Origin of the sequence: Nonomuraea harbinensis (genome assembly GCF_019396385.1) — a bacterium.
In the GTDB taxonomy this organism is placed as follows: domain Bacteria; phylum Actinomycetota; class Actinomycetes; order Streptosporangiales; family Streptosporangiaceae; genus Nonomuraea; species Nonomuraea ferruginea.
The window spans coordinates 1-23,773 of the sequence record NZ_JAHKRN010000085.1 but is presented as its reverse complement, the minus strand read 5'-3'; the positions used below and the strand labels follow the sequence as shown (position 1 = coordinate 23,773).

Here is a 23,773-nt window from a genome sequence, read left to right as displayed (position 1 = left end):
CAGCCGGAGATCCGGCGGCTGCCGGCCGCCAGGATCGCGGGCCGGCAGGGCGTCGCCGCGCTGCTCGGTGGCCTGCTTCGCGGCGTCGTGATCCGGTCCGGCGAGCTGTCGGCCGCCGACGTGGGCCGGCTGTCCAGCGTCATCGTGGACTTCGTCATCGCCGTGCTCGCCCACGAGCTGGAGGTCGACCCCACCCCGTCCCTGACCGACCCCGGCGGGACGCTCGTCCTGGAGATCCGGGCGTTCATCGAGCAGCGGCTGGGACAGGTCGCCGCGCCCTGGCCGACCCCCGGCTGGAGGGCGTACCGATCAACGCCATCGCCGCCCGGTGGGGTTTCCCGAACGACTCGCACTTCAGCCGGACCTTCCGCGCGGCGTTCGGCGTCACCCCGGCCGCCTACCGGTGGCAGGCCCGGGAGGACGGCTCGGCGGACAGCCGCTGACAGGCGTTCAGCCGGCCGCGCGGCGGACCACCACGCCGAGCAACCGCTCGCCGGGGACGTAACCGCAGTGGCGGGAGTCGTAGGAGTCGGCGGTGTTGTCGCCGCAGACGACCAGGCGGTCCGCGGGGACGGTCGTCTCGGGGACGTGGGAGAGGGCGTCGAAGCCGCTCCTGGGCACCGGGTCGCCGGGGGCGGCGGTCACGCGTTCGATGCTCCAGGGCTCCCTGACCGCGAGCTGCCAGTCCGGGGGATAGCTGAGCCTGACCACCACCACCTGGCCGGCCCGCACCGAGCCGACCGGGGCGCGGCGCGCCCAGACCCGGTCGCCCGATCGATAGGCGGGTTCCATGCTCGCGCCGGAGACGGAGACCATGACGTAGCGGCGGCGCAGCCACAGGACGGCTCCCGCGCACACGGCCAGGGCCACGACGATGACGGTCACTGGGGGAATCCCTCCGGCTGGCGCGTCGCGGTGCCGGAGTAGCCCTGGGCCTGGAGCCGGAACATCCGCGCGTACGTCCCGCCGGCCGCGAGGAGCTCTCCGTGGGTGCCCTGCTCCCTCACGGTGCCGCTGTCGAGCATGACGATGCGGTCGGCGTCGCGGATGGCCCCGAGCCGGTGGGAGATGAGCAGGCTGGTGCGGCCCGACCTGATCGTCCTGAGCCGGGTGTGGATGTCGTGCTCGGCCTCCGCGTCGAGGCCCGCGCTCGGCTCGTCGAGGATCATGAGGTCGCGGGACCGGCGGAGGAAGGCCCGCGCCAGGGCCACGCGCTGCCACTGGCCGCCGGACAGCACGACCCCGTCCGCGTGTCGTCGTCGCCTGAGTCGCCGAAGAACATCCGCGTCATGATCGTTTCGGTCATGGATGTTCACCTCCCTTCGGATCTCGTGTGTGCCGACGCGATAGCGTGCCTGTGTACGAAGAAGCAGAGGGGATGAGGGCACCCGATTCGTTCCCCCGTTCGATAGCTCCGGGTCGAGCATGGCACGGGCGCGCAGCCGCCGGTTTTCCGTGCGTGCCACGCCTGTTGCCCGTCCGTGCCAAGATTCCCGGCTCACGGCCTCCTGGCGGTGAACCTCGCCGTCGCGCCGTCGCCGCGCACGCGTCGCAGCCCGGCCTTCTCCAGGACGCGGACGGAGGCCGCGTCCGCGAGCTCCACGTCGGCGAACACCTCGTCCACGCCCGGAGCGGTGAGCCCGAAGGCGGTCATCGCCCGGGTGGCCTCCGTGGCGTATCCGCGCCCACGCCGGGACTCCACGATCCCGTACCCGATCTCGATGACGCTGTCCTCGGGCGGCCAGAACAGCCCGATCGCGCCGACCGCGAGACCGCTCTCCCGCTCGACGATCTGGCGCTGGCCGTACACGTTCATGGCCTCGGGGCGCTCGGCGACGAAGCCGGAGATGCGCCGGTCGGCGGCGGAGGGGAAGTCCTGCGCCCAGTGCGCGAGCCGGTGGCCGCCGAGGACGGCGGCGACGTCGCCGGGAGGCCACGGACGCAGCACGAGCCGCTCGGTGGTCACATCGGCGCCGGTCAGGGAGAAGGAAGGGGACACGCGGCACTCCTGATCGTTCGTACGCCTCGGGGGGCGAGGGCGGACTCATCGGAGGAGCGATCGAAACGGGTCCGTCCCCATGGAACCACGATCCGGGCCCCGCGTGCGCCGGAGAGCCGTTGCCCTTCCGATCGTCCGCCGATCCTCGGCCGTGATCCGCCCGCGGCAAGATCACCGATCATGAAGAAGACCACGATCACCGCACTGGTGGCCTGCGGCTGCCTGCTGGCGGCGGGCGCGCCCGCTCAGGCCGCCCCGAAGGACCCCGTACGCGCGCTCAAGAGCAAGCTCGCCTCCGGCCACGGCGTGCGGTTCACCGAGACGACCACGCTCTCCGGCGGCGGCAAGAAGAAGATCCAGAGCCGCAAGGGGACCTTCCAGTTCAACGCCAAGGGCGTGGCGGCCTCCGACATCACCGCGACCTCCCCGACCCGCCCCCGCGAGCGTACGATCAGCGTCGGCAAGGTCAGCTACACCTCGGGCGGCATGTGGGAAGGCCGCTTCCCGGAGGGCAAGACCTGGCTCAAGGGCAACGCCATCCTCGGCGGCGGCAGCGGCTTCTACGGGCAGGTCATCAACCCGGCCGAGCCGAAGACCCTCGCGGCGCTGGTCAAGAAGGGCAGACTGCGCGGGAGCAGCCTCACCGGGAAGATCACCTTCAAGGAGCTGGAGAAGGTGTCACGCTGGTTCGACGCGTCGATCCCGCTGCGCATGCACAACGACACGAAGGTCACCTACACGCTCACGCTGACCTCGGCCGGGCTCGTGAGCAGGGTGAAGTCGTCGTACGCGGCCACGGGCGTGTTCGACACCAACCAGCACGAAGGCAAGACGATCGTGATCGACAGCCGCTTCACCGGGTGGGGCGCCAAGGTGTCCATCAAGGCGCCCGATCCCGGGAAGGTGACCACCGACATCGGAGACTGACCGTCCCCGTGCTCCGGGTTTCAGCTCGCCGCCTGCTTCACCAGTGCGCTGATCCGCGCCTCGGCCTCGGGCGTCACCTCGGTCAGGGCGAACGCGGCCGGCCACATGGGGCCGTCGTCCAGGTTCGCCCGGTCGCTGAACCCGAACGTCGCGTAGCGGGTCTTGAACTTCCCCGAGGGCTGGAAGTGGCAGACGATCTTGCCGTCCAGAGCGTAGGCGGGCATGCCGTACCAGAGCCTCGGCGCCAGGGCCGGAGCGCCGGCCATGACGGCGGCGTGCACGCGCTCGGCCATGATCCGGTCCTGGTCCGGCATCTCGGCGATCTTGGCGAGCACGTCTCGCGCCGCTTCCGCCGCCTTGTCCGTGTGCGTGCCGCGCCGTGCCGCCTTCTTCCGCTCGGTGGTGTGCTCCTTCATCGCGGCCCGCTCCTCGGCCGTGAATCCCTCGTACGTGCTGCTCATGACAGGACCTCTCTTTCGAATCCTTCGAAGATGTGCGGAACGGCTCAGACGGCCGCGGGCTCCCAGACGAACCCGTCCGGGTCGGTGAAGGGCCCGGCGTCGCCGCCGATCACGAGCCGGTGCGACCCGGCGCCCTCCTGGGCGACGCCGGTGTCCTTGGCCAGCGCGCGGCGCGGGTAGAGCGCCAGCGTGACGGCCGACGACGGGGTGTCGAACTCGACGTACTTGCCGCCGAAGCTCTTGGCCACGGCCAGGCCGCGCTCGACGTAGAACCGCTTGCTCGCCTTGACGTCCGCCACTCCCAGCAGGAGGGCGACCTGCTCGATGCGCCGGGCGGCGGGGCCGGTGTCCTTCTTCTTCGAGGTCGCGATCTTGCAGATCGTCCCGTCCGGGGCGCGTACGACGCCGCCGTAGCCCCAGAACCCCTTCGCGGCCGGCTTCAGTGTCGTGGCGCCGGCGTCGAGCGCGGCGCCGATGAGGGCGTCGACGTCGCCCGGCTGGGCCGCCACGAGTGACAGCGCGAAGCCGCGGAAGCCGGTCGCCGGCGCGTCGGAGGCACGGACGTGCACGTACGGGTCGAGGCCGAAGGCCCGGTAGAAGGCGTCCGCGGCGGCGGGGTCGGGGACTTCCAGGGTGACGGATGCGAAGGAGGTCATGGCGGTTCCTTTGGGAGAGTCGGGGTCGTGGTCGATCAGCGGGCTCATCGGTCCTGGATCAGTCCGAGGACGTTGCCGTCGGGGTCGGTGACGGTGGCCACCAGGCGGCCGGCGCCGACCTCGTGCGCGGCCTCCCGCACGGTGGCCCCCGCGGCCGTCATCTCGGCCACCTTCGCCTCGATGTCGGGCACGTGCCAGTACGCCACCGGCGAGGTCATGCCCTGCGGCCCGCCGCCGGGCACCAGCCCGATGTGCTGGCCCCCGGCCTCGAAGCCGACGTAGTAGGACGAGTCGGTCTGCGGCTCGACACCGAGCAGAGCCGCGTACACGGCCTTGGCCTTGGCCAGGTCGGTCACCGGGTGCAGCACGGTCTTGATGGAGATGGTCATGGTCGCTCCTCGTGGTTCGTCGCTGGGTAAAGCCTGCCGCCCGGCCCGGCCGGTCCACATCCGTGCTCACCACGGAATCCGGCCACGGATCGACGGCACGGACCACGTACGGAGCGGATGCGCCAAACTGGGACAGTGGCGACAGAAGTGGATATCTCGGCTCGGGAAGCCGAGGTGCTGGACCTGGTCGGGGCCCATCTCAGCAACGCCGAGATCGCGGCACGGCTGTGCATCTCCGTGCGCACGGTGGAGAGTCACGTCTCCTCGCTGCTGCGCAAGCTGGAGGTGCCGGACCGCCGGGCGCTCGCCCGGCGCGCGCCAGAACCGGCCGGCGCCGCCCCGTCGCCGGCACCGGTCCTGCCGGCCCCGCTGACCTCGTTCGTCGGACGGGCGAGCGAGCGGGCCGAGCTGGCCGAGCTGATCAAGACGAACCGCCAGGTGACCGCGGTCGGTCCAGGCGGAGTCGGCAAGACCCGGCTGTCGCTGACCGTGGCCGCGCGGGCGGCCGGCGAGTACGCCGACGGCGTGTGGTTCGCCGACCTGGTCCCGGTCACCGATCCCGGCCTGGTCGCCACCGCCGTCGCCGGGGCCGTCGGCCTCGGCGAGGAGCCCGGCCGCGACCTGACCGAGTCGGTGGCCGCCGCGCTGGCCGACCGCCACGCGCTGCTGGTGCTGGACAACTGCGAGCACGTGCTGGACGGGGTGGCGCTGTTCACCGAGCGGCTGCTGGCGGCGTGCCCGCGCGTGACGGTGCTGGCGACCAGCAGGGCACGGCTCATGGTGCCGTTCGAACGCGTGTACACGGTTCCGCCGCTGTCGCTGTCCGCCGACGGCGGGTCCGACGCGGTCGCGCTGTTCATGGAGCGGGCCGCGGCGGCGGGCCGGCCGCTGGATCCCGCGCTGCGCGACCAGGTCGCCTCCGTCTGCGAGCGGCTGGACGGGATGGCGCTGGCGATAGAGCTGGCCGCCGCCCGGTGTTCCACGCTCGGGCTGGACGGCATCGCCGCCGCCCTGTCCCACCCGCTGCGGATGCTGACGGGCGGCTCCCGCGCCGACGAGCGGCATCGTTCGGTGCGGGGGGCGCTGGACTGGAGCCACGCGCTGCTGGAGCCGGCCGACCGGGCGCTGCTGCGCCGGGTGTCGGTGTTCGTCGCGCCGTTCACCGCCGCCGCGGCGGCGGAGGTGGCCGGGGACGAAGAGGGCATCGTCGCCGACGGGCTGGCCCGGCTGGCCGAACAGAGCCTGCTCGTGGTGACGGCCTCCCCGGGCGGGACCGGGTACCGGGCGCTGGAGACCATCCGCCAGTACGGGATGGAACGGCTGTCCGAGGCCGATGAGCTGGCCGTCACCCGATCCCGCCACGTCCGCTGGTGCCTGGACCGGGCCGACGGGCTGGCGGTGGCGCGGGAGGGCTGGCGGGCCGGGTTCGACGCGGTGGCGGACGACCTGCGCGCGGCCCTGACGTGGGCGGCCGACCGGCCGGAACGGCGCGCGGAGGCGTACCGCCTCGCCCGGTGCCTGGCGGAGCTGACCTTCACCCGCAACCTGATCGGCGAGTCCCAGGAGCGCTACGAGCAGGCCGCGGCGCTCGCCGGCGACGCCGCCGCCGCGCCGATGCTCCGGCAGGCCGCCGCCGTGGCCGGGTGCAGGATGCGCGGCGACGACATGTACCGCCTGCAGCGCGCCGCCGCGGACGCCGCCCGCCGGTCAGGCGACCTCGCCGGCGCCGCCTGTGACCTGGCGGTCGCCGCCGCCAACGCCTGCCGGTTCTCCGGCAAGTTCGTACGGGAACTGCCACCGGAGGAGACGGACGCGCTCATCACCCGGGCACGGGAGCTGGCCGGCGGCGACGCGGCCGCCGAGGCCGCCGTGGCGCTGGCCGAGGCCGGGCGGGCGCTCACCGAGGTCGGTGCGGAGGAGGGCCTGGACGACGCGGTCCAGGCGACGATCGCCCGCGCGGAACGAGCGGTCGAGCTCGCCCGCCGCACGGGCGACCCGCTCGCCGAGTCCGCCGCGCTCGACACGCTCACCTGCGCCCTGAGCTGGGCCGGTGACACGTTCGCCGCCGCGGGCACGGCCCGGCGGCGGATCGCGCTGCTCTCGTCCGCGCCGGAGACCCCGGCCGGCACCCACGAGCTGATCGAGGCGCTGGGGGAGGCGGCGGAGGCCGGCATCGGCATCGGCGACCTGCCGGGTGCCCGCCGGTGGGCGCGGCGGCTCGCGGAGCATCCGCTGCTGGCGGAGGTCGGCCACCGCGCCACGGGCTGGCTCCTGGTGGCCGACGCGCTGGCGGGCGACGTCGAGGACGTGCTCACCGGCGGCGTACGGTTCCTCGACGCGTGGCAGCGGGCCGGCCGGCCCGCCAGGTCGGTCCTCGGCCCGCCGGCGGCCGCCGTGGCGATGACGCACGCCCTGCGCGGCGACCTGGACGCCTCGCGCGAGTGGAGCGCGGTGCTGGGCCGGCTCGACGACTCCCCGGGGAACACCCGCGGCTACGGGGCGGTCTTCGACGCGCTGCCGCTGCTCCACCACGGGCAGGCGGCGGAGGCGCTGGAGCGGCTGGCGCCCGAGCCGGGCGAGGTGTGGCAGTGGGTCACCTGGATCTGGCTCCACTGGTACGTGGCGCTGCGCGCCGAAGCCGCCGTGCTGGCCGGGAGCCCCGACGCCCGCGACCGCGTGGCCGGGGCGCGGGCCGTCGTGGCCGGCAACCCGGTCGCCGGCGCCGTCGTGGAGCGAGCCGGAGCCCTGCTCGACGGCGACCGGGAGGCGCTGCCCGCCCTGGCGGCCGCCTTCGACGCCGCGGGCTGCCGCTACCAGTCCGCGCGAACCCTGGTGCTCGCCGGCGGCGCCCACGCCTCACGCGGCGCCGCCACGCTACGCGACCTCGGACTCGCCCCGATGGCCCCAGCTCCGGCGCCGCCCGAGGGCTAGAACCGGACGGGGGCCTCCGCGTCGATCGCGGATGGTCTGTATTCGCGCAGAAGCAGCAGGGCGGCACGGGCCGCGTTCTGCTGCGGTGCCGTGTCCTGGCGTCGCATTTCCGCGGCCGCGTACGACCTGACCAGGCGGTGCAGCTCATAGCGGTGGGGGCCGGTCTGTTCGGCGAGGTGGTTCGCCACCAGGTGGTCGAGGTGGGCCCGTACCCGGTCGACCGGCATGCCGACGAGTGCGGCGACCGGGCGCGGGTCGAGCACCGGGCCCGGATGGAGACCGCCGGTGAGGCGCAGGACGCGCTTCGTCGTCGTGTCGAGCCGCTCGTAGGAGGAGGACAGCATGGCGTGCACGGCGTCGTCACCGGAGGCGACGGCGTCCGGATCGGCGTCGATGTCCCGTACGAGGTCCGTGAGCGGCAGCTCGGGCTGACGCGCGAGTCTCTCGCCGATGACACGCAGGGCCAGGGGCAATCCCTCGGCGAGGGCAGCGAGGCGGCGCGCCTGGTCCGTCTCCCGCCAGGCCGGGTCCTTGGCGAGCAGGGCCGCGAGCAGGGCGGCCGACTCGTCGTCTGACAGGGGGCGCAGGACGACCCGTGTGGCGGCGCCGCTCGCGACGAGCCCTCGTAGCTGGTTGCGGCTGGTGACGACGACCACCGGCCCGCGGCCCGGCAGGAGAGGCCGCACCTGCCGGGTGTCGAGAGCGTTGTCGAGCAGGACGAGCAGGCGGCGGCCGGTGGTGCGCGTCCGGAAGAGGGCGGACGCCGCCGTCTCGTCGGCCGGTATGTCGCCGGGGGCGACGCCGAGACCGCGGAGCAGGGCGCGCAGCGCGTCGGCGGGTTCGAGCGCCGGCCGCGCGTCGAAGCCTCGAAGATCGAGATACAGCTGCCCGTCCGGGAAGTCCCCGGCCACGGAGGCGCACCACCGTATCGCCATGGCCGTCTTGCCGACGCCGCCACGACCGACGACGACGGCGGTCCTGGCCGCGGAGCCCTCCTCGGCCAGGGCGTCGTCCAGGAGCCGGAGCTCCCTGGCGCGGCCCACGAAGTGCCTGACGTCAGGAGGGAGCTCCCGTGGCGGCGTCACACCTGGGAAGGCGACGTCGTCGCCGGACAGGATCGCCTCGTGCAGCTCGCGCAGTTCGCGGCCCGGCTCGATCCCCAGCTCGTCACGTAACGTACGGAACACCGAGCTGTAGACGTCCAGCGCTTCCGCCCTGCGCCCGCACCCGCGCAGCGCCGTCATCAGCTGGGCCCAGTGGCGCTCACGCAGCGGATGCTCCCGGGTGAGAGCCCGCAGCTCCGCGATCAGCTCACCTGGCGGACCGGCCCGGAGTTCCAGGTCGACGCGCCGCTCGACGGCGTGCTGATACTGCTCGGTGAGGATGGGCACATCCAGGTGGTGCAGCACGTCCGACTCCACGTTCTCGCACGCCGGGCCGCGCCAGAGGCCCACCGCCCGGCGCAGGAGCGCCACCTCGTCCTCCGGGCGGCCGGCCCTAGCCGCGAGACGCAGCAGCCGCCGGAACTCGAGCAGGTCCAGCCGCTCGTGGTCGAGCTCCATGACGTAGCCGCCGTCCCGCGTCCGGATCAGGCCGCCGTCGCCGAGCCATCGACGCAGGCGTACGACGTACGTCTGCACCACGCGGCGCGGGTCACGCGGGAGTCTGTCACCCCAGAGGCGCCTGGCCAGCTGGTCCACGGAGACGCACTGGTCGGCGTGCAGGAGCAGCGTGGCGAGCAGGACCCGGTTCTTCTGGCCCGGCACGGACGTCCGGATGCCCTCCTCGGTCGTGACGGACAGTGACCCCAAGATCGAGAAACGCGACGCCACCATGACGATCACCTTCGTGCGAGTGCCGGAGAACAGCCGCGGCACACGCTAGAGCGGACGGCGAGCCCGCTCGAACCTTTCGAACGGGGACTAACAGTCGCCCATGAGGCGTCACCCCCGGAAAAGCGGACCGCCGCGCGGACGAGGCCGGCGGCGGTGGCGAAGCGAGCGCGTCAGGACGGGCAGGTGCCCCCGTCGATGACCGTCATCCCCCCAGGCGCTATATAGCCGTTGCGCGATGGGACGGACAATCGGGAGTATTTCGTGTAATAGAAAATGATCACCGTGCCGCTGGGAATCGATCCCTTGGGGGTCCATCCCGTCGCCGTGCGATACAACGTCTTGCTGACGTTGAGCTTCGCCTGGGTCCAGTCGCACTTCGCGACCGTGGCTGTCGCGGCGGCGCTGCCGGTGAAGAGCGTGAGACCGACCGCGAGCGCGGTGCCGATAATGGCGATACGCACCTATATCCTCCGTTTCAAATCTGCTGGGGAACAGCGGGCAGGCTATTCCCGCGCACATTCATGCGGCCTTCGCGCCGCCTTCACGGGGTGTGGCGGTAGCCCATGCCCGGTTCGGTGATGAGGTGCCGGGGGTGGAGCTTGCCGGGGTTGCGCAGCAGGATCTCCAGGATGTGCCACTCGGTGGGCGTCAGCCGCGGGCCGCCTGACACGGTCTTGCGCACCAGGTCCACGGTGTGGTCGCCGAGGTGGACGGCGGCGAGCTCGGTGTCCCGCGTGGCGGCGCGGCGGGAGACGGCGCGGATCTCGTCTCAGGCGCCGGCCGTGTCGAGGCGGGCGAACTGCTCGTCGGTGAGCTTGACGTCGAGCGCCGGCAGGGCCGCCTCGTACTGCTGGAGCGTGCGCGGCCCGATCAGCGGCACGACCGTGGGCGAGGTCTGGCGCAGCAGCCACGCGAGGACCAGCGCGTTCGGCGTCACGCCCGCCTCGGCGGCCACCTCGGCGACGGCGGCGAGCCGGGCCTCGGCGTCCGGGCCGCCGTACGGCTCCATCGCCCCGTGGCCCTCGCGCTTGGCCGGGTCGTCGTAGATGCCCTTGAGGATGGGGGAGTACGCCACCAGGGTCAGGTCGTCATGCCCCTCCAGGTAGTCCAGCTGCTCGTCGTCCACGATCGACGCGTGCCGGAGCCCGGCGCGGCGGCGCAGGTACGAGTGCTGCTGCTGGAGCGCGACCGGCGCCGGCCAGCCATGCCGGGCGCACAGCTGCCGGATGCGCTCCAGCCGCCAGGTCCGTGCGTTGGACCAGCCGATGTGGCGGGCCTTGCCGGCCCTGACGATCCCGGCGAGCGCCTCCAGCGTCTCCTCCAGAGGCGTGGCCCGGTCGTCGACGTGGACGTAGTACAGGTCGACGTGGTCGGTGCCGAGCCGGCGCAGGCTGCCGTCGATCGCCTCCCGCAGGGTCTTCGCCCCGGCCCCGGAGAACGTCCTGTAGGCCACCTCCCAGTCCGGCCGGCCGCCGGCCCAGACCGCGTCCAGGTCGCGGGGGACGGCGCTGCCCTTGGTGGCCAGGAACACGTCTTCGCGCCGTCCGGTCCTGGCCAGCCAGCGGCCGATCAGCTCCTCGCTCTCGCCGCCGCGGCTGCCCCGGCGCTCCCACCAGGCGTAGCAGTCGGCGGTGTCCAGGAAGCCGCCGCCCGCCTCGGCGTACCGGTCCAGGATCGCGACGGCCTCGTCCTCCGGCGTGGCGGTGCCCATGATCATGCAACCCAGGGCGAGTTGGCTGACCTGTTCACCGGTACGGCCGAGCTGCACGGTCTTCATGTGATTCGCGTCCTTCCTCGATCTCGTGGCGATGACGCCCGCGATCCCGGCGGCCCCCGTGGCGCGCCCGTGTCATGACGCTAGAAGCTCGAGTGCGCTCCAGGTCAAGTGCCCGGCCGGTGGGCCACCGGGTTCGACGCCGAGTCCGGTGCAGCCGGTAAATAGACGTGGATCGATGCCGGGCCGGAGGCGATCATTAGGGAGTCAGTTGCCATGTCCCCCTGAAGATCGGGAATGTACGCGCGATCCCGCCGGTCGGAAGGGGCTCTATGGGGGTCCCGATGGCCATGAAGCACGCTCCGGCGGACTCGACGGGCACGATACCGGCCGGGCCGCCGGTGGAGTTCCGGCTGCTCGGCGAGGTCGAGGCGGCGGCCGACGGCCGGCTCGTGGATCTCGGCCACGCACGGCAACGCCGCGTCCTGGCGGTGCTCCTGATCGAGGCCAATCGTGTCGTGTCGGCCGACCAGATACTGGATCGGGTATGGGGTGAGGCCCCTCCGCAACGCGCCCGCGCGGCCGTCCACGGCTATCTGTGCAGGTTGCGGCGGGTGCTGACCGAGATGGACGGTGTCGGCCTCGTGCGCCGGCCCGGCGGGTACGCCCTCACCGCCGACCCCATGACCGTGGACCTGCTCAAGTTCCGGAAGCTGGTCGCCGAAGCCCGCGAGGCGGAGGAGGGCGGAACCGCCCTGGCCCTGTTCGACCGGGCGCTGCGTCTATGGCGCGGCGACCTGGTGGCGGGGCATGACTCCGCGTGGCTGAACGACGTCCGTCATGGCGTGGCCCTGGAGCGTCTGACCGCCGAACTGGACCGCAACGATCTCGTCCTCGACCGCGGCGGGCACGCCGGGCTGCTGGCGGAGCTGACCGCCTCCGCCTCCGCGCATCCGCTGGACGAACGGATCGCGGGTCAGCTGATGCTCGCCCTCTACCGCTGCGGCCGCCAGGCCGGCGCGCTCGACGTCTACGAACGGCTTCGGCGACTGCTCGCCGAGGAACTGGGCGCCGGCCCCACCCGGGCACTGCGAGATCTGCACGTGCGGATCCTGACCACGGATCCGGCCCTGGTCGTACGCGAGCCCGTGAAGGTGGCCGAACGGCCCGTCCAGCCGCTGATACCGCGTCAGCTGCCCGCGCCACCGCGGTCGTTCACCGGGCGGGCCCGCCAGCTCGCCGCGCTCGGCGAGGCCATGCGCGCGCCGTCCGGCCTGGGGGGCACCGTGACGATCAGCGGTGCCGGCGGCCTCGGCAAGACGTGGCTGGCTCTGCGGTGGGCCCATGAGAACGCGGACCGGTTCCCCGACGGCCAGTTGCACGTCAATCTCCGGGGTTTCGACCCGGCGGCGGATCCTCTGCACCCGGCGGTCGCGGTGCGCTCCTTCCTCGACGCTCTCGGCGTGCCGCCCGCCGTGATCCCGCCGGATCCGGAAGCGCAGGCGGCGATGTACCGGCACCTGACCGCCGGCAGACGCATGCTGATCGTGCTGGACAACGCCCGCGACTCCGCCCACGTGGCGCCGCTGCTGCCCGCCACTCCCACCTGCGCCGTGCTCGTCACCAGCCGCCGCAGGCTGACCGGGCTGATCACCGCGCACGGCGCCCGGCCGCTGGTCCTGGACGTGCTGACCGAGGCCGAGTCGCGCCGGCTGCTCACCCGCGAGTTCAGCGCGAGCCGGACGGCGGCCGAGCCCGAGGCCGTCGCCGCCGTGATCCGCCACTGCGGGGGCCTGCCGCTGGCGCTCGGCGTCATCGCCGCCCGCGCCGCTGTCCACCCCGGGCTCTCCCTCGGCGTGCTCGCCGGTGAGCTGCGGCAGGCCACCACCCGGCTGGACGCCCTGGACGGCGGTGAACTGGCGGTCAACCTGCGGGCGGTCCTGTCCTGCTCGTACGATGCCCTGTCCTCCGGTGCGGCCCGCGTCTTCGCCCTCCTGGGGCGCGCCCCGGGACCGGAGATCAGCCTGCCGGCGGTGGCCAGCCTCACGGCGCTGACCGTCACCCGTACCCGGGCCCTCCTCCGCGAGCTGGTCAACGCGCATCTGCTGGACGAGCCGGTTCCTGACCGCTACCGGGCGCATGACCTGGTGCTGCTCTACGCGGCCGAGCTGTCCGGCCGTCTCGACGCCGGGGGAGCCGGGCTGAGGCGGCTGCTCGACCACTACCTGCACACCGCCCATCGCGCGGATCGGGCGCTCAGCCCGCACCGCGAGCCGCTGACGCTGCCCCCGCCCCGGCCCGGCGTCGTCGTGGCGGACATCGCCGACCACCGCGCGGCTCGGGCCTGGTTCGGCGCCGAGTACCCGGCGCTGCTGGCCACCGTCGACGACGCCGGGTCCGACGCGTACGTCTGCCGGCTGGGGTGGGCGCTCATGACCTTCTGCGACAGGCGAGGGCTGTGGCATGATCAGGCCGCGACGCAGCGCGCCGCCCTGGAGGCCGCCCGGCGTCTGGCGGACCGCCCCGCCGAGGCCCACGCCCACTGCGGCCTCGCGCTCGCGTACATCTCCGTGCGGCGGTACGGTGATGCCGGCGAGCACCTCCGGCAGGCCCTGCGACTGTTTCGTGCGCTCGGTGACCGCGCCGGGCAGGCCCACGCCCACCGCTGCATGGCCCGGCTGTTCGCACAGCAGGGCCACCACCGGGAGGCGCTGCCCCACGACGAGCAGGCATTCGACCTGTTCCGGACTCTGAAGAACCGGCGCGGCCAGGCCGCCGGGCTCAACGCCATCGGCTGGCACCACGCCCACCTGGGCCACCATCACCGGGCCCTCGCCCACTGCCGGCAGGCCCTGTCGCTCTACCAGGAGATCGCCGATCGTCAGGGCGAGGCGGCGACCTGGGACAGCCTCGGCTTCATCCGGCGCCGCCTCGGCCATCTCCGCCAGGCCGTCACCTGCTACGCGCGGGCGCTGGCGCTGTTCCGCGAGCTCGGCGCCAGGTACTCCGAAGGCCTGGCGCTGAGCTCGCTCGGTGACATCCTTCACGACGCCGGCGATCCCGCCGCCGCCCACCGCCACTGGCGGGACGCGTTCGACATCCTCGACCAGCTCGGCCACCACCGCGCCGAGGAGGTCCGGGCCAAGCTCGGCGGGGCGTGAAGCTCCGGTCCCTCGCGGCCGGTCGCGCCGCGAGGGACCGGATCGTGAGCCGCCGAGGTCACGGGGCCAGCCACACCTGGACGCCGAGCGCCTCGTCGTAGTAGTCGGCCGCGCTGAACACCTCGCCGTTGTCGCAGTTCCCCACGTGCGATCCGTACGCCGTGTCGTTGAAGGACCAGCCGCCCCCGCTGTCGCCGCTGATGCCGACGTCGTTGTCGGTCCCGACCAGCCGCTCCGTCGGGAAGGGGAAGGGGGCGAACGTGCAGGTCACCGAGACGCTGTCGACGTCGGGAGTGCAGTGCCTGACGTTGGAGGACCGGCCGTACTGGCAGACGGACTCGCCCAGGCTGATAGCGGCCACCGGTTCCACCGACCTCGCCTCCCGCACGTCGGTGCTGCTGGCGTAGAAGATCCCCGCCAGTACGGGAACGCCGAAGTGGTACTCCACGTCGCCCCAGGCCCGGCGATGCTGGAACTGGGGCGTGATCGGGAACGACACGCCCGCGTCGGTCCAGTCGATCTCGTTCATGCCGTCGCAGTGGCCCGCGGTGGTGATGCCGGGAAGCACGCCGTTGGCGAGGATCGGCCAGCCGCTGGTGCACTGGGAGCCGCCGCCGCGCACCCGTTCCCCGCCGAAGCCGAACTCCAGGCTCGTGACCGGCTCGTCCCGCACGGCGAGATCGATGTGCGGGCGCAGGCCCTGCGGCATCGCGGACAGCACGGCCTCCGGCCGCGAGTCGACCCCCGGCGTTTCGGTGACCTGGGCCGGGATCCGCCCCGCGCCCACGATGTCGACGGACGTGGCCACGGAGGTGAAACCGTAGGCCACGAGCGCCTTGTGCACGGTGAGCTGGCGCTCCTCCAGCTCACCGAACGAGTACGGTTGCCCGTCCACGACGTCGATGTCCACGTCCGCGCCGGCCACCAGCCGGTCGACGAACGCATCGGCCGGCCCCTTGACGTAGAGCGTCGGCGCACCGCCGGGAAGGGGGTTGACGGCCGAGCCGACGAAGATCTCCGGCCTCTCGCGCGCGACCTTCGCGGCGACGTCACCGACGGCCTCCGCCGCCTTGCGGTCCGCCGCGGCCTGCGCCAGGGTCCAGCCCTTGCCCTCCGCGACCAGCTTCAGATCTTGAAGCAGGGCTTCCGCCGGCGACTGAACGGGCGGCGGGTCCGGTAAGCCGGTACGAGCCGCGGCCGAGGCCGGCGTCCCGGCTGACAGCAGCAGCGCCGCGACGACGAGGGCGACCGGCCCATGAATGCGTTGTCTCACTGACATACCTCCACCGTCGATGTGTAGGCGTCAGCCTGCGGGCCGCTCCTTCCGCAAATCTTCGGCAATCCTTGAATCCGCAGGTCAAAGGCCCGTGGGTCGCCCCCTTCGGATCCCCGAAGAGGGCACGCGGGTCCGCGGCCGGCCGCACGGGGGTCAAGGGGCGTAGCGGTAGCCCATGCCCGGTTCGGTGATGGGGATGAGGCAGACCAGCAGGGAGACCAGCACGATGCCGGTGACGCCGTCCGCGCCGAGGGCGAGCGAGTCCGGCACGCCCGGGTTGACGAGCTTGGTGTAGATGGCCAGGGGCTGCATGGTGACGGTGGCGGTCAGGAAGATGATCGTCAGCGCGGCCGGCAGGATGTTGAGCGCGATCTCGTTCGGCGTCTTCTGCCGGTTCGCGCCCTCGACCAGGGCGATCATCCGGTCGATGAAGCTCTCGCCGGGCTTCTGCGTGATCTCGACGATGATCCGGTCGGACAGCACCTTGGTGCCGCCGGTGACGGCGGAGCGGTCGCCGCCGGACTCGCGGATGACCGGGGCGGACTCGCCGGTGATGGCGGACTCGTCCACGCTGGCGATGTCTTCGACGACGTCTCCGTCGCCGGGGATGACCTCACCCGCCTCGACGATCACCCGGTCGCCCTGCCGCAGTTCGGGCGCCCGGACGACGTCCCAGTGGCCGGGGTCGTCCGGGCTCCTGAGCCTGCGGGCCTCGGTGCCGGTCTTGGCCGCGCGCAGCGTGGCGGCCCGCGCCTTGCCGCGGCCCTCGGCCACGGCCTCGGCCAGGTTCGCGAAGATCACGGTGAGCCACAGCCACACCACGACGGCCCAGGCGAAGAACGTCGGCTCCACGACGGCCAGCACGGTGGCGAACACGGCGCCGGCCTCCACGATGAACATCACCGGGTTGCGCCACGTCGTGACCGGGTTGAGCTTTCTCAACGCGTCCGGCAGCGAGCGGATCATCGGGACAGTCCTTCCGCGAGGGGGCCGAGCGAGAGGGCCGGAAGAAAGGTGAGGGCGACCAGGATGATCGTCACGCCGGCGACCATGCCGACGAACTGCGGCCGGTGGGTGGGCAGCGTGCCGGCGCCCTCGGGGACGGGTGACTGCGCGGCCAGCGAGCCGGCCAGCGCGAGCACCAGGATGATCGGCAGGAACCGGCCGAAGGCCATGCACAGGCCGAGCGCCACGTCGTACCAGGGGGTGTTGACGGTCAGGCCCGCGAAGGCGGAGCCGTTGTTGTCGGAGGCGCTGGTGAAGGCGTACGGGACCTCGGAGAGGCCGTGCGGGCCGGTGTTGAGCATGGCCGCGCGCCGCTCTTCCGATCCCATCGCGGACGCGGTCCCGGCCAGCACCAGGACCGGGGTCACCAGGAAGTACAGCGAGGCGAGCTTGATCTCGCGGGCGCCGATCCTCTTGCCGAGGTACTCCGGCGTGCGGCCGACCATCAGCCCGGCCACGAACACCGTGATGACGGCCAGGATCAGCATGCCGTACAGGCCGGAGCCGACCCCGCCGGGGGCGACCTCGCCGAGCATCATGTTGACCAGCGTCATCATGCCGCCGAAGGGCGTGTAGGAGTCGTGGGCGGAGTTCACCGCGCCGGTGCTGGTCAGGGTGGTGGAGGCGGCGAAGGTGGCGGAGTTGGACACGCCGAAACGCACCTCCTTGCCCTCCATGGCGGCGCCGGCCGCCTGCGGCACGGTCGCGTTCCCGGAGAGCTCGAAGACGTTGGTGAGCAGGACGCTCGCCAGCGCGAGCACGCCCATCACGGCGACGATCGCGTAGCCCTGCCTGACCTGGCCGACCATCCTGCCGAAGGTGCGCGGCAACGCGAACGGGATCAGCAGGATCAGGAAGATCTCGACCCAGTTCGTCCAGGCGGTGGCGTTCTCGAAGGGGTGGGAGGAGTTGGCGTTGTAGAAGCCGCCGCCGTTGGTGCCCAGCTCCTTGATGGCCTCCTGGGAGGCCACCGGGCCGCCGGTGATCGCCTGGGTGCCGCCGGTCAGCGTGGTGACCTCGTGGACGCCGGAGAGGTTCTGGATCACCCCGCCCGCGACCAGCACCAGCGCGCCGGCGAACGCGATCGGCAGCAGGACGCGGACGGTGCCGCGGACCAGGTCCACCCAGAAGTTGCCGATCGTGCCGGCGGAACGCCGGGCGAACCCGCGCACCAGGGCGATCGCCACGGCCATGCCGACCGAGGCCGAGACGAAGTTCTGCACGGCCAGCGCGGCCATCTGGGTCAGGTGGCCCATCGTGGACTCGCCGGAGTAGGCCTGCCAGTTGGTGTTGGTCACGAAGCTGACCGCGGTGTTCCAGGCGATGTGGTCGGTGACCGGCGCCATGCCCAGGCTCAGCGGCAGCTTGTCCTGCAGCCGCTGCAGCCCGTACACCACCAGGACCGAGACGACGGAGAACGCGAGCAGGGCGCGCGCGTAGGCGCCCCAGCGCTGCTCGGCGTCGGCGCGCACCCCGAGCAGCCGGTAGATGCCGCGTTCGACGAGGTTGTGCCGGTCGGTCGAGTAGACGCGGTACATGTAGTCGCCGAACGGCCTGTGCACCAGGGCCAGCGCCGCGATCAGCGAGGTGACGAAGACGAGGCCCGCCACGGTGGTGCTCATCAGAAGCGGTCCGGGAACAGCAGGGCCGCGACCAACAGGATCACCAGGGCCACGGCGACCACGAGACCGGTCGCGTTGACGGCGTTCACAGCCGCTCCACCGCCCTGACGACCAGCCCGGGGACCGCGGAGACCGCGATCGTCAGGACGACGAAGATGACGTCTGCCATTCCACTCCTCAGTTCGATGTCCGAGAGCGCCGCCGCCTTCACCGCGGTGGCCGCAGAACAAGCGAACGCTGAGGTATGGAGGGTTTTGCCGTTCTTGACGGGTTTCATACGACTACGAACCGAATCTTGACGACTTCTCTACGCGCGCCGTCGGAAGCGACGCGCGCCGCCGGTCACTCCGGTTCGACGCGTACCGTGCCCGCCGTGCCGTCGACCGTGATCAGCTGACCGGTCGTGATCTCGCGGGTGGCGTCGCGGACGCAGATGACGGCCGGGATCCCGTACTCGCGGGCCACGGTGGGGCCGTGCGCGACCGGCGAGCCGGTCTCGGTCACCAGGCCGGCCGCGGTCATGAACAGCGGCGTCCACCCCGGGTCGGTGGTCGGCGCCACCAGGATCTCGCCCGGGTCGATGTGCGCCCCGACCGGGTCGCGGATCACCCGAGCCCGGCCCGTCGCCTGGCCCGCGGCACCCGACATCCCGGTCAGCACGCCGTCCTGGACCGGCCGCGCGGGGGCGAGCGCCTCCACGTCGGTCCCGTCGGACAGCAGGGCGCCGGGAACGGAGGGCCGCCGCAGCTCCCGCTCGTACTCCGCGCGCCGCCTCGCGGCCAGTCCCCGCTGGTCGGTTCCGTCGTGCACGGCGGCGCGCGCCTCGTCGAGAGTCAGGAACATGATGTCGCCGGCGTCCGCCAGCCGGTCACGGGCGGCCAGGTCCGCGCCGACCAGGAGGAGTTGCCGCCGGGCCGCCTGGATCGCGGGCAGCCAGGCGAACTTCCCGATCTCCCGCAGCCCGGTGAGCCGGCGCGAGCGGCGCATGAAGAACACCGCCAGCCGGCCGCGCACCGGCCGCCTGCGCCGCGCCCGCCGCGACAGCGTCGCGATCATCCGCTCGGCCTTCGCCGCCGCCGCCCTGAACCGCACGTCGGGCGCCTGCCCGGGGCCGTCGACGCGGAGATAGTTGGCGATCGTCGCGAACAGCGGCGCGGGGTCCTCGTCCCAGTGGGGCACGCCGACGTCGATCTCGGCCGCGGCGCGCATCCCGTACTTCTCCAGGAAGCCCGCCATCCCGATGTCCGGGAGGTCGCCGGCGAAGTATCCGGCGGCGAGCTCCTCCGGCGGGGTGCCGAGGAACAGCTCGCGGTGCTCGCGGGCCCGCACCGCGAGGTCCCAGAGCTCGAGGTCCATCTCCGTGGTCACGTTGTACGGCATGCCGCCGAGCACGGTGTCGAGCTCCTCGTCCGAGGCGACGCCCTTGAGCAGCGCGGCCGGGATCGTCCCGGCGATCAAGCCGGCCGCCAACGGCCAGAGGATCCCGTGCATGTCGATGTTCATGATCGGCTTGTGGGAGTCCTCGATCACCCACCGCAGCCGTTCCGCGGCGGTGGCGGACTCGCCCGGCGGGGTGGTGAGGCGCTTGATCTCCGCGACGCCCCGGTAGGCGCGGGCGCGGGCGAGATCCGGGTTGACCAGGCTCGACACGACTCCGGCGACCCCACCGGGCAACATCCGCAGCGCGCCCTTGACCAGGCTGCCGACGCGGAACGGCAGACCGGGCCGCGGCGCGAACCGCGGATCGTCCAGCATGCTCAGCACGGCGCCCTGCACCCTCGGCCCGTAGATCTCCAGCGAGGTCCCCAGGCGCCCGCGCATGTCCCCGCTGCGCAGGAAGTCGGTCACGTCGAAGAACAGCCGGCCGCCGATCGACACCAGCCGGGGCATCGGGTCGCGCCGGTCGACCCGGGCCCCCGCGGCCTCGAACCACAGGCTCGAGCCCGACTTGAGCAGCGAGAACCCCATCGGGGTGCACGGGCGCAGCATGCCCTGCATGTGGCCGAACTCCAGGTAGAGCCGCGTGTCACCGGTGTCGGGCGGCGGCGGGAAGAGGGTGGTGATCGGCCGGGACTGCAGCAGCCACAGCGTCCCCCCGGCGTCGATCGCCCACTCGACGTCCTGCGGCGAGCCGAAACGCTCCTGCAGCCGCGCCCCCGCCGCCCGCAGCTCTTCGAGCCGCGCCGCGTCGAGGCACCCGTCCGGGTCCGGCACGGCCGGCGCTCCCCGGCGGAGGACATGATGGTCGGGTACGACGGTGCCCTCGACGATCGCGGTGCCCAGACCGGGAGCGGCGTCGACGACCATGTCCGTACGGCAGCCGGTGATCGGGTTCGCGGTGAACATCACCCCCGCCACGACGGGGTCGATCATGCGCTGCACCACCACGGCCATGGCGGGCTCGTCCTCGACGCGCACGGCTGCGCGGTAGGCGACGGCGCGCTCGGTGAACAGGGAGTCCCAGCAGCGGCGGACCGCGTCGATCAGCTCCGCGTGACCCTCGACGCCGAGGTACGTGTCCTGCTGCCCGGCGAAGCTGGCCTCCGGCAGGTCCTCCGCGATGGCGCTCGACCGGACCGCCACCCGCCCACCGCCGAGCCGCTCGTACGCCTCGACCAGCTCCCGCTCCGGCAGCTCTCCTGACCGGTAGCACTCGACGGTGAGGCAGAAGCCGTCGGGGACGCGCTCACCCGCCCTGATCATCTCCCCGAGCCCGGCGCCCTTGCCGCCCACCAGGTCGATCATGGAGGCGTCGATCTCGGACAACCCGATCAGCTTCATCGCGCCATCTCCTCATGGCCGGCGCCATGCGCGACATGGCCGCCCCCGGTTTCCCGGCGCTCCGCCCCCGACGCTAACACCGCGGGGTAATCCGGACCAGGCGGTCACCCCCCGTGTCACGAGGGTGACCGCCGTGCGGGTCAGGTCGTCGCCGCGAGAGGACGAGGGCGAGAGACACCCCCGCCCCGGTGAGCACGCGGGTCCGGCGAGGTGCGGTGAACACGAGGTCACTCCCTTCCGGCGGCATGGCCGCTCTTCCGTGGTGAGCCCCCTGTAGAGTGAAACGATTTAACATCCGTGGACGTCGTCACCGTAAGCGCTCCCTCATCTGCCGTCAAGAGGCAACGGTTCCCGCTCCCGCCGCACCTCATCCGGCCGCGTGGCGTGGATGCGTGGGTAACGTTACCCACGCCTCAGGACGTAGGCGGGGCCGTGGAGCCGCGGACGACCAGGCTGGGGGTGACCGAGAAGCGGACCGCGGACGTGCGGCCTTCGATGCGCTCCAGCAGCAGCTTGCCGGCGGCGCCGCCCATGACGGAGCCCTCCTGGTCGACGCTGGTCAAAGTGATGTTGGGCAGGGCGGCCAGGTGGGTGTTGTCGTAGCCGGCCACCGAGACGTCCGCCGGGACGCGGAGCCCGGCCTCGTAGACCGCGGCGAGCGCGCCGAACGCCGCCTGGTCGGCCCCCGCGAAGATGGCCGTCGGGCGGGGATCGCGGTCCAGCAGCTCCCGCGCTCCCTCGTAGCCGCCCTTCTCGTGGTAGAAGCTGGTCGCGACGGCGATCTCGTCGGCCAGCCCGTGCTCGCGCATGACGCGCTCGTAGGTCGCGGCCCGGATGTTGTGGAGCAGGTCGGCCGGCTGCGCCTGGCTGTCGTCCTGATGCGTGATGTGCGCGATCCGGCGGTGGCCGAGCTCGATGAGGTGCTTCACGACCAGCTCGGCGCCCGCCTCGTCGTCGTCGTAGACGGAGTCGTAGAAGGACGACCGCTCGTGGCGGGCCAGCACCACGGTGGGCTTCTCCTGGGCCACCTCCTCCAGCCGCGCCTTCGAGGCGAGCGGGGCCACCATGATGATGCCGTCGACCTGGCGGTCGATGAGGGCGTCGACCGCTAGCCTCTCCACCTTGCGGGTGGCGCCCCCCTGGATCATGAACGCCCGGTAGTCGGTGCCGGCGAGCTGCTCGGTGAGGCCGTCGAGGATGTCGGCGAAGAACGGGTTCCTGATGTGCGGCAGCATCAGGCCGATCGTGAAGGTGCGCCCGCGCATGCCCCGCGCCACGGCCTGGGGCCGGTAGCCCAGCTCCTCGATGGCCGTCTTGACCCGGTCTCTCATGGCGGGGCTGACGCCGTAGGCGTTGCGGATCACCTTGGACACCGCGGTGACGGAGACCTGGGCGTGGCTGGCCACGTCGTTGATCGTCACTCGTCGGCGTCGGCTGGGCGCGACCATGAGGCTCCAATTCCCGAGGGGTGATCCCAGTGTACGAGCTGGAGGCGAGCCGGTCCGACGAGGGAAACAGTACCTGCATTACTCGTGCGTACACCGATCTCAACTGCGATAAGAGTGGGTACCGTTACCCAAATCATGTCTTGACACCCCTTCGGGCAACGCCTACGTTAACCGCATCGGGGAGCCGCTTAAAACGATTCAAAACCCCCTGGAGGGTGTGTGAAGACCTCCCACCGCATGCTGGCATCGGCCGTGGCCGTGCTCGCGACGGCGGCCCTTGCCTCGTGCGGATCCGGCTCGGAGCCCGCCGCCGACGGCACCGTGACCCTGTCCTTCATGACGGGCAGCGACCAGTCGACCGTGGACACCTCCAAGGCGCTGGCCGACGCGTTCATGAAGGTCAACCCCACGATCAAGATCGACATGGAGCACCAGCCGGGAGGCAGCGAGGGTGACAACGTCGTCAAGACCCGGCTGTCCACCGGCGAGATGACCGACGTGTTCTGGTACAACTCCGGTTCGCTGCTGCAGGCGCTCAACCCGGCCCAGACCCTCGTCGATCTGACCGGGGATCCCGTCCTGGCCCAGGTCCAGCCCGACTACCTGCCCGTCGTCTCGCACGACGGCAAGGCGTACGGCGTCCCGGCCACCACGATGGGCGGCGGCGGCATCCTGTACAACCGCAAGGTCTACGAGCGGCTCGGCCTGGAGGTCCCCAGGACCTGGGCCGACTTCATGGCCAACAACGACACGATCAAGGCCGCCGGAGTCACCCCGGTGATCAGCACGTTCAAGGACACCTGGACGTCCCAGATCTTCGTGCTCGCCGACCACCACAACGTCCAGGCCGCCGTGCCGGGCTTCGCCGCCGACTACACCGCGGGCAAGGCCAAGTTCGCCACCACGCCGGCCGCGACGGGCGGCTTCCAGCACCTCGCCGACGTGCACGCCAAGGGCCACCTCAACAAGGGCTTCGGCTCGGCGACCCTCGACCAGGGACTGAAGATGCTGGTCGAGGGCGAGGGCGCGCACTACGCGATGCTCACTCAGCTGCTCCCGCCGCTGCTGGAGACCTACCCCCAGACCGCGACCGACGTCGGCTACTTCGGCATCCCGGGCGACGACCCGGCCGCCGGCGGCGCCACCGTCTGGGAGCCCGCCGCCCTCTACATCGCCAGGACCACCGAGCACCTGGACGCGGCCAAGAAGTTCCTGGCCTTCGTCGCCTCCCCGGCGGGCACCGAAGCCGTGACCGCCGCCGTCCAGCCGTCCGGACCGTACCGGATCAAGGGGTCGAAGCTGCCGGAGGACGCCATCCAGGTGGCCAAGGACCTCCAGGCCTACATCGACCGGGGCGCCACGACGCCCGCGCTGGAGTTCCTGTCGCCGATCAAGGGCCCGTCGCTGGAGCAGATCACCGTCGCCGTCGGCTCCGGGCTCACCACACCGGCGGAAGGCGCGGCCCAGTACGACAAGGACGTGGAGAAGCAGGCCAGGCAACTGGGGCTGGCAGGGTGGTGACCGAGCAGCGTGCCGGGCTCCGCGCGGGGCCCGGCGGGCCGCCGGCC

23 protein-coding genes are annotated in these 23,773 nt (G+C 72.3%); 5 read left to right on the top strand and 18 right to left on the bottom strand.

Annotated features, from left to right (window positions below):
* A partial coding sequence (locus KME79_RS46000) for a hypothetical protein (RefSeq protein WP_246641351.1) occupies positions 1-248 on the bottom strand: 248 nt, incomplete at its 3' end.
* A gap of 30 nt (positions 249-278) precedes the next feature.
* On the opposite strand from KME79_RS46000, the gene KME79_RS47625 reads away from it, so the two are divergent.
* Positions 279-443: a helix-turn-helix domain-containing protein gene (locus KME79_RS47625; protein ID WP_372452537.1), complete on the top strand. Its 165-nt coding sequence runs from the start codon at positions 279-281 to the stop codon at positions 441-443.
* Positions 444-450: 7 nt separating this feature from the next.
* Here KME79_RS47625 and KME79_RS42755 read toward each other — a convergent pair whose 3' ends face one another.
* The 3 genes from KME79_RS42755 to KME79_RS42745 all read right to left on the bottom strand — a co-directional run bounded on the left by KME79_RS42755 (position 451) and on the right by KME79_RS42745 (position 1,999).
* On the bottom strand, positions 451-885 hold the full coding sequence (locus KME79_RS42755; protein ID WP_219552038.1) for a S26 family signal peptidase: 435 nt from the start codon (positions 883-885) through the stop codon (positions 451-453).
* A complete protein-coding gene (locus KME79_RS42750; RefSeq protein WP_246641355.1) occupies positions 882-1,427 on the bottom strand; it encodes an ATP-binding cassette domain-containing protein in 546 nt (181 codons plus the stop codon). Before KME79_RS42750 ends, KME79_RS42755 begins: the two co-directional genes overlap by 4 nt.
* Positions 1,428-1,498: 71 nt before the next feature.
* Positions 1,499-1,999, bottom strand: a complete 501-nt coding sequence (locus KME79_RS42745; RefSeq protein WP_219552025.1) for a GNAT family N-acetyltransferase — start codon at positions 1,997-1,999, stop codon at positions 1,499-1,501.
* 180 nt (positions 2,000-2,179) lie between these two features.
* Here KME79_RS42745 and KME79_RS42740 point away from each other — a divergent pair, with 180 nt between their 5' ends.
* The gene (locus KME79_RS42740) at positions 2,180-2,926 is read left to right on the top strand and encodes a hypothetical protein (protein ID WP_219552018.1); all 747 of its coding nucleotides are present in this window, start codon (positions 2,180-2,182) and stop codon (positions 2,924-2,926) included.
* Positions 2,927-2,946: 20 nt separating this feature from the next.
* Here the strand turns inward: KME79_RS42740 and KME79_RS42735 are convergent, their stop codons facing one another.
* Genes KME79_RS42735 through KME79_RS42725 form a run of 3 tightly spaced genes read right to left on the bottom strand, consistent with a single transcriptional unit; the run spans position 2,947 to position 4,432 of the window.
* A complete protein-coding gene (locus KME79_RS42735; protein WP_219552011.1) occupies positions 2,947-3,387 on the bottom strand; it encodes an iron chaperone in 441 nt (146 codons plus the stop codon).
* A gap of 44 nt (positions 3,388-3,431) precedes the next feature.
* Positions 3,432-4,043, bottom strand: coding sequence for a VOC family protein (locus tag KME79_RS42730; RefSeq protein ID WP_219552005.1), 612 nt, complete (start codon positions 4,041-4,043; stop codon positions 3,432-3,434).
* A gap of 44 nt (positions 4,044-4,087) precedes the next feature.
* The gene (locus tag KME79_RS42725; protein WP_148031031.1) at positions 4,088-4,432 is read right to left on the bottom strand and encodes a VOC family protein; all 345 of its coding nucleotides are present in this window, start codon (positions 4,430-4,432) and stop codon (positions 4,088-4,090) included.
* A gap of 135 nt (positions 4,433-4,567) precedes the next feature.
* Here KME79_RS42725 and KME79_RS42720 point away from each other — a divergent pair, with 135 nt between their 5' ends.
* Positions 4,568-7,363, top strand: coding sequence for an ATP-binding protein (locus tag KME79_RS42720; RefSeq protein WP_308249253.1), 2,796 nt, complete (start codon positions 4,568-4,570; stop codon positions 7,361-7,363).
* Here KME79_RS42720 and KME79_RS42715 read toward each other — a convergent pair.
* From KME79_RS42715 to KME79_RS42700, 4 genes are all read right to left on the bottom strand, one after another.
* The gene (locus KME79_RS42715) at positions 7,360-9,198 is read right to left on the bottom strand and encodes an AfsR/SARP family transcriptional regulator (protein WP_219551992.1); all 1,839 of its coding nucleotides are present in this window, start codon (positions 9,196-9,198) and stop codon (positions 7,360-7,362) included. The genes KME79_RS42720 and KME79_RS42715 overlap by 4 nt on opposite strands.
* A gap of 170 nt (positions 9,199-9,368) precedes the next feature.
* Complete coding sequence (locus tag KME79_RS42710; RefSeq protein ID WP_219551987.1) at positions 9,369-9,659, bottom strand: hypothetical protein; 291 nt, start codon at positions 9,657-9,659, stop codon at positions 9,369-9,371.
* Positions 9,660-9,739: 80 nt separating this feature from the next.
* Positions 9,740-9,880, bottom strand: coding sequence for a hypothetical protein (locus tag KME79_RS47315; protein ID WP_308249252.1), 141 nt, complete (start codon positions 9,878-9,880; stop codon positions 9,740-9,742).
* An 87-nt stretch (positions 9,881-9,967) separates the two neighbouring features.
* Positions 9,968-10,975, bottom strand: coding sequence for an aldo/keto reductase (locus KME79_RS42700; RefSeq protein WP_219551982.1), 1,008 nt, complete (start codon positions 10,973-10,975; stop codon positions 9,968-9,970).
* Between the two features lie 281 nt (positions 10,976-11,256).
* Between KME79_RS42700 and KME79_RS42695 the strand changes: the two genes are divergently transcribed.
* A complete protein-coding gene (locus KME79_RS42695) occupies positions 11,257-14,073 on the top strand; it encodes an AfsR/SARP family transcriptional regulator (RefSeq protein WP_219551980.1) in 2,817 nt (938 codons plus the stop codon).
* A gap of 58 nt (positions 14,074-14,131) precedes the next feature.
* Here KME79_RS42695 and KME79_RS42690 read toward each other — a convergent pair whose 3' ends face one another.
* The 7 genes from KME79_RS42690 to KME79_RS42660 all read right to left on the bottom strand — a co-directional run bounded on the left by KME79_RS42690 (position 14,132) and on the right by KME79_RS42660 (position 22,163).
* On the bottom strand, positions 14,132-15,352 hold the full coding sequence (locus KME79_RS42690; RefSeq protein ID WP_219551978.1) for a chymotrypsin family serine protease: 1,221 nt from the start codon (positions 15,350-15,352) through the stop codon (positions 14,132-14,134).
* A 150-nt stretch (positions 15,353-15,502) separates the two neighbouring features.
* Complete coding sequence (locus KME79_RS42685; RefSeq protein WP_443684637.1) at positions 15,503-16,315, bottom strand: P-type ATPase actuator domain-containing protein; 813 nt, start codon at positions 16,313-16,315, stop codon at positions 15,503-15,505.
* Positions 16,312-17,976 (bottom strand): potassium-transporting ATPase subunit KdpA, encoded by a 1,665-nt coding sequence (kdpA, locus tag KME79_RS42680; protein ID WP_219551976.1) that lies wholly within the window; start codon positions 17,974-17,976, stop codon positions 16,312-16,314. The genes KME79_RS42685 and kdpA overlap by 4 nt, the downstream gene beginning before the upstream one ends.
* Positions 17,976-18,065 (bottom strand): K(+)-transporting ATPase subunit F, encoded by a 90-nt coding sequence (gene kdpF, locus KME79_RS45995; protein WP_219551974.1) that lies wholly within the window; start codon positions 18,063-18,065, stop codon positions 17,976-17,978. The genes kdpA and kdpF overlap by 1 nt, the downstream gene beginning before the upstream one ends.
* Positions 18,062-18,253: a hypothetical protein gene (locus KME79_RS42670; RefSeq protein ID WP_219551972.1), complete on the bottom strand. Its 192-nt coding sequence runs from the start codon at positions 18,251-18,253 to the stop codon at positions 18,062-18,064. Before KME79_RS42670 ends, kdpF begins: the two co-directional genes overlap by 4 nt.
* Before the next feature lie 65 nt (positions 18,254-18,318).
* The gene (locus KME79_RS42665) at positions 18,319-20,757 is read right to left on the bottom strand and encodes a PEP/pyruvate-binding domain-containing protein (protein WP_219551970.1); all 2,439 of its coding nucleotides are present in this window, start codon (positions 20,755-20,757) and stop codon (positions 18,319-18,321) included.
* 413 nt (positions 20,758-21,170) lie between these two features.
* Entirely contained in the window at positions 21,171-22,163 is a 993-nt protein-coding gene (locus KME79_RS42660; RefSeq protein WP_308249251.1) for a LacI family DNA-binding transcriptional regulator, read from the bottom strand.
* Positions 22,164-22,424: 261 nt separating this feature from the next.
* On the opposite strand from KME79_RS42660, the gene KME79_RS42655 reads away from it, so the two are divergent.
* Complete coding sequence (locus tag KME79_RS42655; RefSeq protein ID WP_219551966.1) at positions 22,425-23,726, top strand: ABC transporter substrate-binding protein; 1,302 nt, start codon at positions 22,425-22,427, stop codon at positions 23,724-23,726.
* The last annotated feature ends 47 nt before the right edge of the window (positions 23,727-23,773 follow it).